Annotated in this window: 13 protein-coding genes; 12 read left to right on the top strand and 1 reads right to left on the bottom strand. The window is 37.4% G+C overall.

What is annotated here, in order from left to right; translation table 11 throughout:
- The first annotated feature begins 140 nt into the window (after positions 1-140).
- From H4J67_RS08700 to nhaD, 6 genes are all read left to right on the top strand, one after another.
- The gene (locus tag H4J67_RS08700; protein ID WP_182203497.1) at positions 141-1,553 is read left to right on the top strand and encodes an efflux RND transporter periplasmic adaptor subunit; all 1,413 of its coding nucleotides are present in this window, start codon (positions 141-143) and stop codon (positions 1,551-1,553) included.
- Between the two features lie 9 nt (positions 1,554-1,562).
- A complete protein-coding gene (locus H4J67_RS08695) occupies positions 1,563-4,700 on the top strand; it encodes an efflux RND transporter permease subunit (protein ID WP_182175714.1) in 3,138 nt (1,045 codons plus the stop codon).
- A gap of 296 nt (positions 4,701-4,996) precedes the next feature.
- A complete protein-coding gene (locus H4J67_RS08690) occupies positions 4,997-5,245 on the top strand; it encodes a hypothetical protein (RefSeq protein WP_182175715.1) in 249 nt (82 codons plus the stop codon).
- Between the two features lie 27 nt (positions 5,246-5,272).
- The gene (locus H4J67_RS08685) at positions 5,273-5,518 is read left to right on the top strand and encodes a hypothetical protein (protein ID WP_182203495.1); all 246 of its coding nucleotides are present in this window, start codon (positions 5,273-5,275) and stop codon (positions 5,516-5,518) included.
- A gap of 21 nt (positions 5,519-5,539) precedes the next feature.
- Positions 5,540-5,803: a hypothetical protein gene (locus H4J67_RS08680; protein WP_182203494.1), complete on the top strand. Its 264-nt coding sequence runs from the start codon at positions 5,540-5,542 to the stop codon at positions 5,801-5,803.
- 783 nt (positions 5,804-6,586) lie between these two features.
- A complete protein-coding gene (nhaD, locus tag H4J67_RS08675; protein ID WP_310650667.1) occupies positions 6,587-8,008 on the top strand; it encodes a sodium:proton antiporter NhaD in 1,422 nt (473 codons plus the stop codon).
- A 68-nt stretch (positions 8,009-8,076) separates the two neighbouring features.
- Here the strand turns inward: nhaD and speB are convergent, their stop codons facing one another.
- Positions 8,077-9,018, bottom strand: a complete 942-nt coding sequence (gene speB, locus H4J67_RS08670) for an agmatinase (protein WP_259368532.1) — start codon at positions 9,016-9,018, stop codon at positions 8,077-8,079.
- A 213-nt stretch (positions 9,019-9,231) separates the two neighbouring features.
- On the opposite strand from speB, the gene H4J67_RS08665 reads away from it, so the two are divergent.
- From H4J67_RS08665 to H4J67_RS08640, 6 genes are all read left to right on the top strand, one after another.
- Complete coding sequence (locus tag H4J67_RS08665; RefSeq protein WP_182203492.1) at positions 9,232-10,194, top strand: adenosylmethionine decarboxylase; 963 nt, start codon at positions 9,232-9,234, stop codon at positions 10,192-10,194.
- A complete protein-coding gene (gene speE, locus H4J67_RS08660; RefSeq protein WP_182203490.1) occupies positions 10,184-11,041 on the top strand; it encodes a polyamine aminopropyltransferase in 858 nt (285 codons plus the stop codon). Before H4J67_RS08665 ends, speE begins: the two co-directional genes overlap by 11 nt.
- 458 nt (positions 11,042-11,499) lie before the next feature.
- The gene (locus H4J67_RS08655; RefSeq protein WP_182203489.1) at positions 11,500-12,138 is read left to right on the top strand and encodes a methylamine utilization protein; all 639 of its coding nucleotides are present in this window, start codon (positions 11,500-11,502) and stop codon (positions 12,136-12,138) included.
- Entirely contained in the window at positions 12,128-14,455 is a 2,328-nt protein-coding gene (locus H4J67_RS08650; RefSeq protein ID WP_182203487.1) for an EAL domain-containing protein, read from the top strand. The genes H4J67_RS08655 and H4J67_RS08650 overlap by 11 nt, the downstream gene beginning before the upstream one ends.
- Positions 14,439-15,260 carry a DUF3034 family protein gene (locus H4J67_RS08645; RefSeq protein ID WP_182203486.1) on the top strand — a complete coding sequence of 274 codons (822 nt, stop codon included), beginning with the start codon at positions 14,439-14,441 and terminating at the stop codon, positions 15,258-15,260. Before H4J67_RS08650 ends, H4J67_RS08645 begins: the two co-directional genes overlap by 17 nt.
- Positions 15,260-15,697: a group 1 truncated hemoglobin gene (locus H4J67_RS08640; RefSeq protein WP_182203484.1), complete on the top strand. Its 438-nt coding sequence runs from the start codon at positions 15,260-15,262 to the stop codon at positions 15,695-15,697. The genes H4J67_RS08645 and H4J67_RS08640 overlap by 1 nt, the downstream gene beginning before the upstream one ends.
- Positions 15,698-15,812: the final 115 nt, after the last annotated feature.

The following is a 15,812-nucleotide window of genomic DNA, read 5'->3' as shown; positions in this document are numbered from 1 at the left end:
AAAATAAAACTATTTTTTCACATAAAAAGTAAACTTAATATTGGTTTTATCGTATAACATAGATCAATTTATAAGTATCATCGGTAATAAGTGCGATTAACGTGCAGACACCCAGTAAAAATAATTTAAGAGAGTGCTAAATGAACGATATTAATTCACCACAAAAACCGGTGGAAGTGACCAAAAAACCTGTTGTTTGGGGAATACATTTGATTGTAACCATCGTTATTTTTGCTATTGCTTTTTCAATTATTGCCGCAATGTTTGCTAGTAAACCTACTCCACGTAAATGGGGAGGAGGTCCGCCGGCTTCTGTTGGTGTTGAAACAGTACAATTAACGGCTACGGATTACCCTGTTTGGATTAAATCTTACGGCTCAGCTGAGCCTTTAACTCGAACGCAATTAGTTTCAGATGTCAGTGGGCGTGTCATTGAGGTCGCTAATAATATTCGAGCAGGAGCATCATTTAAAACAGGTGATGTTTTACTGGCGATCGACCCTCGTGATTATCAGATAGAAGTTGATGTTGCAAAATCAACAGTCGCCAATGCTTGGGTAAAATACAAAGAAGAATTGGCTCAAGCAGATGTCGCTGAGCGCGACTGGAATGTTAGACCTGGTAGCAAAGCGGGTCGCGATTTAGCACTTCGCATTCCACAAGTTGCGGCTGCACTCGCTTCTTATGATGCATCTAAAGCGCAATTGGCGAAAGCCAAACTCAACCTTGAGAGAACCCAAGTTAAAGCCCCCTTTGATGGAAAAATTTTGAAGCAAATGGTTGATTTAGGGCAAGTTGTTAATCCCTCTCAAACTATTGCTGAGATATATTCCACTGATTATATTGAAGTAAGATTACCGGTAAAAGCCCAAGACCTAGCGCACATCTACTTACCCGATGAATACAATGCACCAGGCAAAGAGCCTACAGACAACAAGGAACATCAATCTGTTGTTCTTTTTGAAGGTGAGTTAGGTGGTAAAACTTATACGTGGAAAGGTAAGTTAGTGCGCAGCGAAGGAGCTTTTGATTCATCTACTCGTATGCTTTACGTTGTTGCCAAGCTTGATAATCCTTTTGTTAGCTCTCCCCAACTCCCCGCATTACGTGTTGGGCAGTTTTTAAGAGCAAAGATTGAAGGCACACAATTGAAGAATGTCTATGCTATTCCAAGAAGAGCAGTAAGTCAGAATAATATGATCGCGGTTGCAGAAGATGGTTTGTTGCAAAAACGCGCTATTGAACCTTTGTGGACAGATGTTGAGTCTGTCGTTATCTCTGCCTCATCACTTGCTGGCGACATTTATAATTATGCTGCCGCTATTGATTCTACCGATAAACTTATTTTAACACCAACGGCCAATTTAGCCGCGGGTACCCGAGTTAAATCATTGAATGACATTAATTCGACAACCAATGAAGAATTAGTTAAAAAGAAAGTGTCAACACCCGAAATGAATCAAGAGATACGAGACAGTGGTAGTGAAAAGCGAGAAGGTTTACCTGCTTTAAAAAAATCCCAAAATAATTCATCCACTTCAAGTACGGACTAGGAACTCATTATGCATGGTTTAATCGCTTGGTTCGCTCGTAATGACGTTGCTGCTAATCTTCTTATGGTGGTCATTGTTGCCGTCGGACTTTATAGTTTGTCCAACAAAATCCCTGTAGATCTATTTCCTGAATTTGCAATAAATACCGTACAAGTCAGTACTGTTTTACCTGGCGCTTCACCACAAGAGGTTGAAGAAGGTTTAACCATAATAGTCGAGGAAGCGATTCAAGATATCGATGGCATTCGTGAAATGACTTCGCGCTCTAATGAAGGCAGTTCAACAGTGACTGTTGAAGTAGAAGATGGTTTCGACGTTAGAGAAGTACTCGACGAAATGAAAGTTCGCGTAGATGCGATTAATAATTTTCCCGTTGAAGCTGAGCGTCCTTTGGTGACAATGCCTAAGCGTATGCGTGACGCTATTGGTGTGGTGATGTATGGCGATTATGACAGCTTAACATTACGCCGTTATGCTGAAGATGTTCGAGATGAAATAGCTTCGTTGCCTGGGGTTACTCAAGTTAGTGTTGATAACTCTTTGCGTTTTGAAATATCGATTGAAATACCTGAATGGTCATTAAGAAAATATGATATTACCTTAGAGCAGGTTGCCGACACTTTACGACGTAACTCTACAGATGTATCCGCCGGTAATTTGAAAACTGAAGGTGGAGATATTTTTATCCGCAGTATTGGTCAAGCTTATAAAGCAAGTGACTTTAGCCAGCTACCGATATTAACCGATAAAGATGGTACATTAATCCGCTTAGGTGATATTGCCGTTTTACGTGATGAATTTGAAGAAACCCCTTTGAGAACAAGATTTAACGGTATACCCGCAATAGAGGTAGAGGTCTTTCGCGTTGGTGATCAAAGTATTATCGAAGTAACTGATGCCGTTAAAAATTATATCGCAGGTAAACAACAAGCACTACCTGTAGGGTTAACGATGACTTACTGGCGCGATCGCAGTAAGTCGATAAAAGCACGTTTAGCTACGCTTACTACAAGCGCTTGGCAAGGTGCGCTATTAGTTATTCTTCTCTTAGCTTTATTTTTACGACCCGCCGTTGCATTCTGGGTGTGTCTTGGTATTCCAATGTCATTTATGGGCGCATTTATATTGATGCCATTTTTTGGTATATCTTTGAATTTAATGAGCCTATTTGCTTTTATTTTGGTGCTAGGTATTGTTGTCGATGATGCGATTGTTACGGGGGAAAATGTTTACGAACATATGCAACGCGGTACTGATCCCCTTACCGCTGCCATTAGAGGTACTCAAGAAGTTGCCGTGCCAGTTACCTTTGGTATTTTAACGACTGTTGCAGCGTTTATACCTCTGGCTCTACTTGAAGGAAGAGGCAGTTGGTACCAGAGTATTCCTTACGTTATTGTGCCGGTTTTACTCTTTTCATTGATCGAGTCTAAATTGGTATTACCCGCGCATCTTAAACACATTAAACCGCGTACAGGCGCGCCATCGCGGCTAACACGCATTCAAATGGCAATATCGACCTCTTTAGAGACGTTTATTGCTAAATGTTATCAACCAACATTAGCATTAGCGCTGCGCTGGCGTTACGCGACGCTGGCAATTATGTTCTCGTCACTTTTTATAGTCATTGGTGCGCTTTCAAGCGGACAAACAAAATTTGTATTTTTCCCTCGTGTGCAAAGTGAAGTAGCAACAGCAACACTAACAATGCCAACAGGTACCGCCTTTGAAAGTACCGATCGTATTGTTCAACATATGACTACGCAAGCGAAGTTATTACAAGAGAAATATATTGATGCCGAATCTGGTGAGTCTATTATTAAGAATATTTATTCTATTAGTGGCGGACGTAATTCAAGTACGGGACGTGTTCGTGTCGAAACAATCCCCCCAGAAGACCGTAGCACAGACATTGGCACTCAACAGATAGTTGCAGAATGGCGTAAAATGGTTGGACAAGTCGCTGGCGCTGAGCAGTTAAATTATCGAGCTGAAATTGGTTGGAGTAGACCCGCTATTAATATCGAATTGCGTGGCAAGAATGCTGATGATTTAGCTGAGCTAGGCGATAAGTTCAAAAGTAAATTAACGCAGTACTCAGCAGTTTCAGATGTTGAAGACTCAATGTCTGATGGCAAAGAAGAACTACAATTAAAACTTAAGCCCGAAGCAACGCTACTTGGACTTAATTTGAATATGGTTGCAAGACAAGTTCGTCAAGCAGTCTACGGTTTTGAAGTTCAGCGTATTCAACGTGGGCGTGAAGAAGTGCGAGTTATGGTGCGCTATCCTATTGCTGCTCGACAGTCGATTGAGACGTTAGAGCAGATGATGATCAGAGTTGAAGCCGGTCAAGAAGTTCCGCTATGGCAGATTGCTGATATCGTACCTGGATTAAGTCCTTCGAGTATTTTACGTATTGATCGACAGCGAACACTTTCTATTACTGCTGACTTTAACAAAGAACAAGGTAATTTGTCTGCGGTGCAGGAAGAGTTAGAAGAGTTTTTACAACAATCGATAAGTACGTATCCAGGCATGAATTATGAAATGGCTGGTGAAGCTAGAGATCAAAAAGAGTCTTCTCAAGAACTGAAGTTTGGTATGTTTGGCTTGTTATTAGTGATTTATATCCTGCTTGCCATTCCGTTTAAAAGTTATTCCCAGCCTTTAGTGGTGATGATGGTTATTCCTTTTGGCATTGTCGGTGCGGTAATAGGTCACTGGATAATGGGTATGGATTTAACCTTACTGAGTCTGATGGGGGTCTTAGCGTTATCGGGTGTGGTGGTTAACGATTCACTGGTCCTGGTCGACTATATTAACAAAAAGCGTGCTGAGGGAAGTGCTGTCTTTGAAGCTGTTTATGCCGCTGGTGGTCGTCGCTTTAGGCCGGTTTTACTGACATCATTAACAACGTTTGCTGGTTTAATGCCACTTTTATTTGAAAAGAGTACTCAGGCACAGTTCTTAATTCCGATGGCTGTAAGTCTTGGCTTTGGTATTTTATTTGCAACAATCATTACATTGTTTTTAGTGCCGATAAATTATTTGATTATGGAAGATATCAAACGCTATTTCGATCGTTATAAAAATGACATGCGTTGGTTAGTACGTAAAGGCGTTAGTAAAGGAAAATCGTTATAACGTCAGCTGTTAAACGCTCAACTATGTTGTTGCGATTACACTAAAAAATTGCCAACCTTTTATTAGGTTGGCAATTTTTTTTTCATAATAAAATTTAATCGCACTATTATCTGCAGTGCTAATTTCTTCAAATTTTATTAAAATATGCTTAACACAGTAAACTGTTTACTTAAAATAACACTTTGGCTACAATATTTCGTCAAGGTTAGCGCTGATACTGATATTTATTAAAATATTCCTTGACCAATCACCCCCCTCTTTGCCCATGAATTTATTCAAATGTAGAGATTTAATTAGTGAGCCAAGAATTAATGTACGACAAAAATAGCATTATCATTATTATTACCCTTTTTATCTTGATGTTAATTATTAACCAAATAGGCTACAGCTTCGGTTTACGTAATAAAGACGCAGAAAACACCGAGATGAAAAGTCAATCTCCGGCTATTCAAGCCGGCATTCTGGGTTTGTTGGCTTTGCTGCTAGGTTTCACCTTTAATATGTCACTGCAACGTTATGATGGACGAAGCAGCGTGGTTATTTAAGAAGCTGGCGCTATTTTAAGAGTAGCCATGCAAGCAAAACTATTGAGTGGTAAAGTAAAAGATGACGTTTTTGATGAATTAGAGTCTTATCTAGCACTGCGTATTTCACTAAGCCAAATAGATTTGAGCAATGTAGACCAACGTATGGCTGTGAACAAAAAGGTCAGTAAATCACAAGCGAAACTGATTGAATTAGCACAACAAGAATTGGAAAATTCAAGATCATTGTTAATTGCCAATGGCTTTTATCAGTCATTGTCCAGCATGATTTAAATTGAAAACAAACGTTCGGCTATGCTTAGACTCCATGTGCCCGAGCCGGTATTGTTTTTGTTTTTCAGTGTTTTTGTTACTGTTGGCGGCATGCTTGGTTATAATAGCGGGTTAGGGAACAAGCGTCCCGCATTTCCCACGATATTATTATTCACCTTAATCATCTTAGTGGTCTTTATTATCATTGATTTAGACAGACCTAAGCGCGGTATTATACAAGTTAACCAAGATAGCCTGCATGATGCGGTCATGCCCCTTCAAGATTATAAAACTGAATATTGTTAATGTTTATTTAAGCTAGGGATATTAAAATTTAATAGCTATTTTTGGTCATTTAATAATGAATAGCTATTAGACATTCCCCTTTAAAAGGGCAAGGCACTTAAGGTTGCGGCTGAAACTTCACGTTATATTCGTTCGAATATATCAATACTAGTCCGGTTGATACCAACCTACCTAGCTAAGCGTTTGATAGCGATAATCAAGATTATAAAAGTTGATAACGACCAAGCTCTTAAAATATTATTTATTTAAAAACATTGTCTTGCAAACTTCCCTCTACTCTTTTCTCACTATATTCCCTGATCATTTGTCGCACTTTCTACGACGCATTGACATCAGCTAATACCGCCAGTTTTTCAAAGCTCGCCTTTATTAGCATCAATGATTACTGTAAATTTGGCTGTTTTTTTTTCCATCTTTAATGTTTGTATAGCGACATGTTATTTTGATTATCATTCAATTAAAATTGTATTGTCTTTTAATTGGAATATAATCGTCGTTTTGTTGACTGCCATGTGAAATATTAACCGTTAAATTACGCTTATCTATTGATGATATTTACCCATATTTATTTTATGTAAGCAAGACATGCAGATAAACCCCAAACATACTTATATTATGGCTGTTCTTAATTTTCAGCCTTTAAAAGCGTTAGCCACTGGCTTTTTTTGATGGTGACCGTTGCCTTGTATTCTCTTTGCTTACTCTGTCAAAGGAATATCTAATGCAGCGCTGCTCGCTGAGATAAAACGTTTTTTGACAAATTTTAAATTAACTCAGAGAAATATTGTGAAAAAATTAATAACGACTGTATTGCTGCTCCTCTTTGCAACACCTGTTTTTGCCGCTGGAGCCGGCGAAATTGATCTCACTAACACTGTTGCAGGATTTACTGCATTAACGATTTTTATTATCGCTTACCTACTGGTTATTAGTGAGGAGTTTCTTCATCTGAGAAAGTCAAAACCGGTATTGGTCGCCGCCGGTGTCATCTGGCTGATTATTGGTTGGATTTATACTCAACACGGCATTCCTAAAGCGGCAGAAGAAGCTTTTAATCATAATTTATTAGAATATGCTCAGTTATTATTATTTTTATTAGTCGCGATGACTTATATAAATGCGATGGAAGAGCGAGGGGTGTTCGATAGCTTACGGGTTTGGATGATTTCTAAAGGGTTAAGTTTACGCAGCTTGTTTTGGTTAACCGGCATGATGGCATTCGTTATTTCTTCGTTTGCTAATAATCTAACGACGGCAATGTTGATGTGTGCCATTGTCCTTAAAGTGGCTCCGAAGGACCTTAAGTTTATTAACATTGCCTGTATAAATATAGTGGTCGCCTCTAATGCTGGCGGGGTGTTTAGTCCATTTGGAGATATAACCACTTTAATGATATGGCAGGCAGGCTTAGTTAAGTTTGAGCAATTTTTTGTACTATTTATACCTTCGCTGGTCAACTTTTTAGTCCCTGCCATTATTATGAGCTTTTTTATCTCTAATGAAAGATCAACACCGATAACCGATGAAGACTTCATGCTAAAACGTGGCGCGAAGCGAATTATTTTCTTATTTATACTCACCATAGCAACGTCAGTTGCCACCCATAGTGTTGTTAACATGCCACCCGTGTTAGGAATGATGATGGGCTTAGGTTACCTCAAGTTTTTAGGGTTTTATTTAAGAAGAAGCCTTCCTCGTTCATTAGATAAAAAACGTACCTTAGCAACCATCCGTCATGATGAAAAAGCCCTAAAAAGATTAGGTAATATTGTTCCTTTTGATATTTTTGAAAAAATAGCACGCGCAGAGTGGGATACCTTATTGTTTTTTTATGGGGTTGTTATGTGTGTTGGCGGGCTCGGTTTTATGGGCTATTTAAGTTTAGTATCAGACTTACTATATACCAACTGGGATCCTACTTATGCCAATATTGCTGTCGGCGTACTTTCAGCTATTATTGATAATATCCCTGTTGTTTTTGCTGTCTTAAGTATGAACCCCGTGATGGATTTACAACAATGGTTATTAGTTACAATGACCGCTGGGGTAGGGGGAAGTTTACTGTCGGTTGGCTCTGCGGCGGGTGTTGCTTTAATGGGGCAAACGAAAGGCAAATACTCGTTTGTTGGCCACCTTAAATGGAGTTGGGCTATCGCTTTAGGCTATAGCGCCAGTATCTATGTTCATTTTTTAATTAATGGCTAAGTAATCTGGAACACCTTTAATGTAACTGCTTTATATTAAAGGTGTTCTCTTAGAATATTGAACGACTATTAGGCCGGGCTTGGCCCCGCTAAACAAAGTAATAATTCACGCACGACTTTCGCCGCAAAACCATCACTATTTCCTGTACTGTCAATTTTAGGCGCTAACTCGACTACATCACACCCAACAAAATATTTAGATCGCAATATTTTGCATAAGCTAATCAATGAATGAAAATCTTCTCCGCCTGGCTCAGGTGTTCCGGTACCTGGAAAAAAGCTTGGATCAAAATAATCTAAATCTAAGGTTAAATAAATGGGAGTATCTTGTGCAATCGCGTCAACACTGGCAAGAAATTCAGCTCTGCTTTTTTTGAGTGTTTGATGTGCTTTCATCCATTGATATTCTTCACGAGTACCTGAGCGAATGCCGTATTGTATTAGCTTATTATCTTTACCAAAATGATCGGTAATACGGCGAATAATAGCGGCATGGGAATAATGATATCCTAAGTAACCATCGCGTAAATCAGCATGTGCGTCGAGATGCAGTATGACCAAGTCAGGGTATTCGCTTAAATACTTCTTTATTGGAGCATAAGAAATAGAATGTTCTCCGCCTAAGGTTACAATGCGAATATTATTTTCTTTTAAAGCAACATTTTCAAATAAGGTGTTAAAAGCATTATTAGCATTACTATAGGCGTTTTCTATATCAGCTTGGCAACTTTGTTCATTGATAGATAAATCAATTGGTAAATTACCTAGATCAACAAATGAAATATCTTCAAGGTCTGCGTCTAAATAAGGAGAATACGACTCAATACCATCAGAGACAGTTCGAAGTGCGTTAGGCCCAGCTTTAGTGCCTTTTCTAAAGCATGCCGTACCATCAAACTCAAAGCCGATGATGTGGCTCGTATTTTGAAAAATACCTCGCTTATCTTTAGCTCCTTCAAAAGGTGTTGGCGGGGATATTAAACCCACATTAATTTCTTTAACCATATTCATTGAGTCGTAATACCTAATGGCAATATTTTCTTAATTATCCAAAATAAAGGCTAAATGTATAGTTTTATTTATAAAATATAGAGTTGTGAATAAAAGGAGGGCTATTGGATGGCAAGCTTGTTGTTTATTTTCTTGATGTTAGCTACATTATTTTATTGATAAAAATGAAATAATTTGTAAAATGACGCACTGTTTTTTTAATGAGGAGTTGTTATGTTTTTTGAGGGATCAGAAAAAAAAGCTGAAATCTTAATCGATGGTGAACAGCTTTCTTTACTTAACGACATTGACGATGGATTTTGGTCTGCGTTAGTTCATCGTAGTCAAGCTCAAATACTATCTTCGATTGAAAATGAGTATTGCAAAGCTTTTTTACTGTCCGAGTCGAGTTTATTTGTCTGGTCAGATAGAATATTAATATTAACCTGTGGTGAAACGCAGTTAGTTAAAGCGGTAGAGTTTTTTATTCAAAAATTTGGCACAAAAGTGATTAAACAGCTTACTTATCAGCGTAAGAACGAATATTTTTCAAACGCCCAGCCTAGCTGCTTTGGTGATGATATCAAATTAATTAATCAATATTTACCGGGTAAGGCTTATCGTTTTGGTGAAATGGACAGTCACCACAACTACGTTTTTCATTTAGATAACGACTTTACTGCTGATACTGATGACATTACCTACGAGTTACTCGCCTATCAAATAAGTGAGCAGGCTTCGAAACATTTAACACAAGCTAATTTGTCAGCTGAAGAAATTCGTCAATTTTTGTGTATTGATAGTATTCTACCTGACTTTATTATTGATGATTTTGTCTTTTCCCCTTACGGTTATTCACTTAATGCGATTAACGAACAGCAATATTTAACCATTCATGTGACCCCTCAAATGGACAGTAGTTATATTAGCTTTGAATCGAATATAGATTTACTTTTGCTTGCGCCAAAACTTTTAGAGATACTGGCACCCAAATCTTTTGATTTAATGAGCTTTAATGAACAAGCTTTTGAGCAAAAATTAAGGGTGTTAATTCCAACACAATATGTGAGTAAATCACGTGTTTGTAAAAAGCTTGATAATGGTTATTTAGTAAACTTTGCCAACTATATTCTGCCACAGACAGTCTTTGCTGAGCCAATTATGATTGATATTTCAGGAGAAAACCATGCACTCTAATTTATGGGTAGAAGAAAAGTTTGAAGACTTTTTGGGGATTAAATTTAAAGTAGAAAAAGTACTTTTCTCGGGGAAAAGTGAATTTCAAACCGTTGATGTTGTTGAAACTAAAGGTCATGGTAAAATGTTACTAAATGACGGTTTGATTATGGTCACCGAGCGAGACGAATTTGCTTATCACGATATGATAAGCCATGTGCCCTTGTTTGTGCATCCTAACCCTAAAAATGTATTAGTGATTGGTGGTGGTGATGGTGGAACGGCAAGAGAAGTCATTCGTCATCTATCAGTAAAAAAATGTACTATGGTTGAAATCGACGTGATGGTTGTTGACGCCTGTAAAGAGCACATTCCACAAACCGCTTCAGCACTCGATGATGAACGCATAGATCTTATCATTGGTGATGGTGTGCAATTTGTTAAAGAAACCACTGAGAAGTTTGACGTTATTATTGTTGACAGCACTGATCCGATTGGACCGGCTCAACCCTTATTTGGCGAAGCATTTTATAAAGATGTTTTTAACTGTTTAGCCGATGACGGTATCGTTGTTGCTCAGGGAGAGTCTTCTTGGTATGCCATGGATATTCAACAATCGCTATTGAAAGTATTAAACAATGTTTTTCCTAAAACTTACTTGTATAGTTTTAGTAATTTAACTTATCCAGGCGGCTTATGGAGTTTTACTTTTGCATCTAAGCAATACCATCCTATTAATGATTTTAACGCTGAACGGGTTGAAAAGTCAGGCTTAAGTTTTGATTATTATAATGCACCGCTTCACTCTGCTGCCTTCGCCTTACCTAGCTTTGTCAAAAAAGGTTTGCTGGGTTTAATTGATAATTAAGTTGTTTTAAACGGCCAATAATTTTTAGACGTTTGCGTTGTAACTGTGTAAGTAAAAATCACCAAGACAAGCTATAGCTAAGTAACTCGCTCATTTTGCTATAGTTTATGATTATTCCCCAAGTGATTCTCTTATTTTGCTATAGCTTATGATTATTTCCCAAGTGATCCCCTAATGCTCTTTTACTTATATTTATACACATGCAAAGGATATTGTTCATTTTTACAGCGACTTATTAAACTGATGACAACGATTATTTTTACTGATGCTTAATAGGTAAACCGCTAAGTCTTTTAACATTACTATTATCGTTAAGTATAAGTTATTACAACGTTAACAGGGGATGTATTGATTATTACCTTAATAAAATTAGACTCTTGTCATATGTACAGGTATGATTTAAAGCCGAAAAAAAATTATTTTAGGTCATCATGATAATGTTTACGTTTCGATTGTTTATGGTTATATCTTTCTGTTCAGTAGTCTTCATTGAAACTGCTTTTAGCCAAACACTTATAAAAATTGTTGATCAAAATAACGATCCTCTGCCCGATGCTGTTATTGAATATGTCATACCTCAACCCGTTATAAATCAATCAATCGATGATCGTATTTACGTAATGGATCAAATAAACAAACAATTTTCCCCTCATGTTTTAGTTGTGCCGGTTAATAGTCAGGTTAGCTTTCCCAATAAAGATGATATTAGACATCATGTTTATTCTTTTTCGCTAGCTAAAACATTTGAATTAAAATTGTATTCAGGTAAGCCTAAAAGTCCAGTTCGTTTCGAAGATAAAGGTCTTGTCGTTATGGGCTGCAATATTCATGATGCTATGGTCGGCTATATTTATGTTTCAGATGAAAATAATGCCTACTTAAGTGATACCAACGGAGAGGTCTTGTTAACGCAACCATTAGCGTTAAATACCCAATTAAAAATTTGGCATCCTAATAGCACTGCAGGGTTAACAAAACATACCCTGTTAACCGTTGATCAAAAAATGATTGATAACAATGAAATTTTTATCACCATAAGCGTAAATGCACCTCAAGCAAGAGGCAGTTTTGAAGAGTTAGCTTTCCATGAACACTAGGTTTAGTTTTAAAGCACAAATTACTTGGCTATTAACCAGTTTAATTTTATTAACCGTGATTATTTTAACGGGGAGTAATTGGTTTAGGTTTGCTGATTATGCCGAAAACCAAATCGAACGCCAAATGTATTTTGCTCAAAACGTACTCGACCAAACATTAAGGTCGCAAGAGCGAGTGTTAACGACTACCGCCAGTGTTTTAGCCGCCGACTTTGGTTTTAAACAAGCGGTAGCGACTCGCGACAAAAATACTGTGGAGAGTGTTCTATTCAATCACGGTAAACGTATCAATGCTGATTTGATGTTGATTCTAGACTTAGAAGGTAAGTTATCAACAACCAGTTCATTACACTCATTCGATGAAAAAACAATTCAAGCAAATATTACTAAACTTCCTTTTAGGGAGGTTCATGCTCAAATTCTCAGTATCGAAAATAAAGTTTATCAAGTTATTGTTGTCCCGGTTAAGGCACCAAGAGTTATTGCTTACACCGTGATTGGCTTTGAATTTGACCAAGTTTCACTATTAAAACTGAAAGACCTCATCGCTTTAGACTTAACATTAGTGCAAAACAATCAACTGATTGAGTCAAGTATCGAACGTGAAGACATTATAAAACAATTGTTACAAGGCACTAAACAACAGTCGCCAAACTTATTGCTAACACGTGCAGATTACTTCCACAAAACCATCAACTTTGCCGGTTCTAAAGATATAAAAGCAATCTTGTCTGCGCCTTTAACACAAATTCAAAGTGATTTTAATCGCCTGATTTTTTCTATGTTAATAATCGCGGTGATTGTCATCGTTATTGCTATCACCTTTTCTCGCCTGTTATCTCGAGGCTTATCTACTCCGTTACATATTTTAATGGAAGTCACGCAAAAAATTGGCCGCGGTGAACTTAATGTTCCTAAATTGGCCAACCGTTTGCCTGTTGAGTTTAGCGAACTTTATCAAGGATTTTCATTGATGGGCGCAGCTATTGAGAATCGTGAGCAGTCAATTGTTTATCAGGCAGAGCGCGATATATTAACCGGCTTATATAACCGCCATAAAACATTAACGAAAGTAGCTGACTACTTTAATAAAGATATTCATTTAGTGGTGATTACTTTTAATATTAAAGCCTTTAAAGCACTTAATGACACCATAGGATTGACTAATGGTGATAATATTTTAAAAGAAATTGCTGCCCGTATTTTAGTTTATATTGAAGAATCAAATCATAACTTAGAGCACGATATTATTGCTGCGCGAACTAATTCAGATGAATTTTTATTGGCTGTTCCTATACAGAAAACCAATGAAATAAAACATTTTATCGAGTTACTGCAGAGTGAACTTAATCGTCCTTTTTGGCTTGATGACATTAAAATTAATTTATCACTTTATTTTGGTGTCGCCAACTCTATAGAGCATGGTGTCGATGCGGAGCGATTGATCAGGCGTTCAACCATGGCAGTTGCTTCAGCTTATCAAGAGCAGGTCTTATTGCGATTTTATCAAGATGGGGAAGACGAGGCTTACCTTTATAAGTTGCGTTTAATAGAAGAGTTAAAAGAGGCACTTGAGTGTGAAGTAAGCCCACTTTTCATGAATTATCAGCCAAAATTAAATATAAATACCGGTAAAATTGATAAACTTGAAGCGTTAATTCGTTGGATAAATAAAGAAGGTAACTTTGTAAACCCAGAATTGTTTATTGATTTAGCTGAAAAGGCTGGTTTGATTGTATCCTTAACACGTTGGGTGATTCTACAAGTTATTCAACAAACTGAACAATGGAATAAGATGGGCTACCGTTTTAAGGTAGCGATTAACTTATCCGCACAAGATATTCAAAATGAGCAATTTGTTGATTATTTACTTAGCACAGTAAATAATCACGAAGTGTCAACATCGCAAATCACTTTAGAATTAACAGAGAGAGATATTGCCGAAAACGAAGCATTAGTTGTTGCGCGTTTATCTCACCTAAAATCATTAGGTTTTCTGATTTCAGTCGACGATTATGGTATTGGTCAATCTTCATTAGCTAAGTTAAAAAGTTTACCTGTCGATGAATTGAAAATTGACAAAACCTTCATTTTAAAGTTAGAACAATGCCAGAAAGATCAAGATATTGTTGCCTCAACTATCTCTCTTGGTCATAAGCTTGGGCTGAGTGTGGTAGCTGAAGGTGTTGAAAACAAAGAAAGCTTAATGTTATTAAATGACTTTCATTGTGACTATGCACAAGGTTACTATTTATCAAGACCTGTTAGCGCTGAAAAATTTATAGAATGGTATAAAACTTATGAATCGCCTCTTTAGCCTTATATTACTTCTTTTACCTATGACTAGCTTCGCTAATGGTAAAATATTAGCAACCCCTGGTGTTTCTCAAGTCGAGGGCTCAGGAGGCGGTGGTTTAGTGCCTTGGGCGCAATTAGCGGGTTATGCAACGGAAGACGAAATAGCCTTTTCTGCCTTTTGTTCGCAGGCTAACTTGAAAGACTTTCAATTAAATAGCTGCGGAGGCCAAATTAATTTTTATGACCGTGTCGAGTTTTCATTTGCTAAGCAAAATTTTCAGGTCGACCCATTATCATTAACCTTATCTCAAAAAATTTTAGGTCTTAAAGTACGCTTGTACGGTGATTTGGTTTATAGCACTTGGCCACAATTATCTGTAGGTATACAGCACAAATCACTATCAACTGCCGATGTTGCTTTTTCATTAGGCGCGAAAGATGACACAGGTACCGATATTTATTTAGCAGCAAGCAAGCTTCATTTAGGTTTGTTGGCCGGCTATAACGTGTTATGGAATGCCACTGCTCGTTACACAAAAGCAAATGAAATGGGGTTACTCGGTTTTAGTGGCCCAAAAGGTAATGGTGCATTACAAACCGAAATGTCAGTAGCCGTATTAATGAATAAACACTTGGCGATTGGCACTGAATATCGCCATAAACCAGACAATTTAGGTCTTGGAGAAGACGACTGGCAAGATGTTTTTGTTGCTTGGTTCCCAAACAAACATTTGAACGTTACCCTCGCCTATCTTAATTTAGGCACTATAGCTGCATTAGCCGATCAAAAGGGTTGGTATTTATCTTTGTCGGGATCTTATTAATGATTAAATATGTTAGCGGTTTTTTTATTGTCCTAGTCCTGCAACTTTGCCTTGGCTGTAGTAGTAAGAATTTAATACCAAGTGATGAACTTTATCAAGATATTGGCGGTCATCAAGGGATAGAACAACTTGTTGATGCTTTTGTAAAAAGAATTGTCAAGGATAAAGCAATACTGCCTTATTTTGCCAAATCGAGCGTCAAACATTTCAAGCACGGTTTTATCAACCATCTGTGTGGTTTGGTTAATGGTCCCTGTAAGTATAATGGCGATAGCATGATTGATATTCATACCGGTATGAATATCAATGAAGCTGATTTTAATCGTGTGGTAGAGTTGTTAATAGAGGCGATGGAAGATGTTGATATCTCTTATCAGTCCCAAAATAAAATATTGGTTAAATTAGCTGTTTTGAGACCAGAGATAATAAAAATCTAAAGTCGGCAACTGTTTCTATCTGTTGCTTAAGTTAGCCCTAACAACATTATTTGCGTTTAGTTTTAATCGATTACCCCTATACCTTAATATAAACGAAAAATAAGCAAACATAATG

The organism is Colwellia sp. BRX10-4 (assembly GCF_014077465.1).
Classification (GTDB): Bacteria; Pseudomonadota; Gammaproteobacteria; order Enterobacterales; family Alteromonadaceae; genus Colwellia_A.
Note: the sequence above shows the minus strand (reverse complement) of the source record. Positions and strands in the feature narration are given on the sequence as shown.

Excerpts from the sequence above, each read along its gene's own strand:
- H4J67_RS08700 (WP_182203497.1), top strand. The coding sequence starts at position 141 with ATGAACGATATTAATTCACCACAAAAACCGGTGGAAGTGACCAAAAAA.
- H4J67_RS08695 (WP_182175714.1), top strand. The coding sequence starts at position 1,563 with ATGCATGGTTTAATCGCTTGGTTCGCTCGTAATGACGTTGCTGCTAAT.
- H4J67_RS08685 (WP_182203495.1), top strand. The coding sequence starts at position 5,273 with ATGCAAGCAAAACTATTGAGTGGTAAAGTAAAAGATGACGTTTTTGAT.
- H4J67_RS08680 (WP_182203494.1), top strand. The coding sequence starts at position 5,540 with ATGCTTAGACTCCATGTGCCCGAGCCGGTATTGTTTTTGTTTTTCAGT.
- speB (WP_259368532.1), bottom strand. The coding sequence starts at position 9,018 with ATGAATATGGTTAAAGAAATTAATGTGGGTTTAATATCCCCGCCAACA.
- H4J67_RS08665 (WP_182203492.1), top strand. The coding sequence starts at position 9,232 with ATGTTTTTTGAGGGATCAGAAAAAAAAGCTGAAATCTTAATCGATGGT.
- speE (WP_182203490.1), top strand. The coding sequence starts at position 10,184 with ATGCACTCTAATTTATGGGTAGAAGAAAAGTTTGAAGACTTTTTGGGG.
- H4J67_RS08655 (WP_182203489.1), top strand. The coding sequence starts at position 11,500 with ATGGTTATATCTTTCTGTTCAGTAGTCTTCATTGAAACTGCTTTTAGC.
- H4J67_RS08650 (WP_182203487.1), top strand. The coding sequence starts at position 12,128 with ATGAACACTAGGTTTAGTTTTAAAGCACAAATTACTTGGCTATTAACC.
- H4J67_RS08645 (WP_182203486.1), top strand. The coding sequence starts at position 14,439 with ATGAATCGCCTCTTTAGCCTTATATTACTTCTTTTACCTATGACTAGC.
- H4J67_RS08640 (WP_182203484.1), top strand. The coding sequence starts at position 15,260 with ATGATTAAATATGTTAGCGGTTTTTTTATTGTCCTAGTCCTGCAACTT.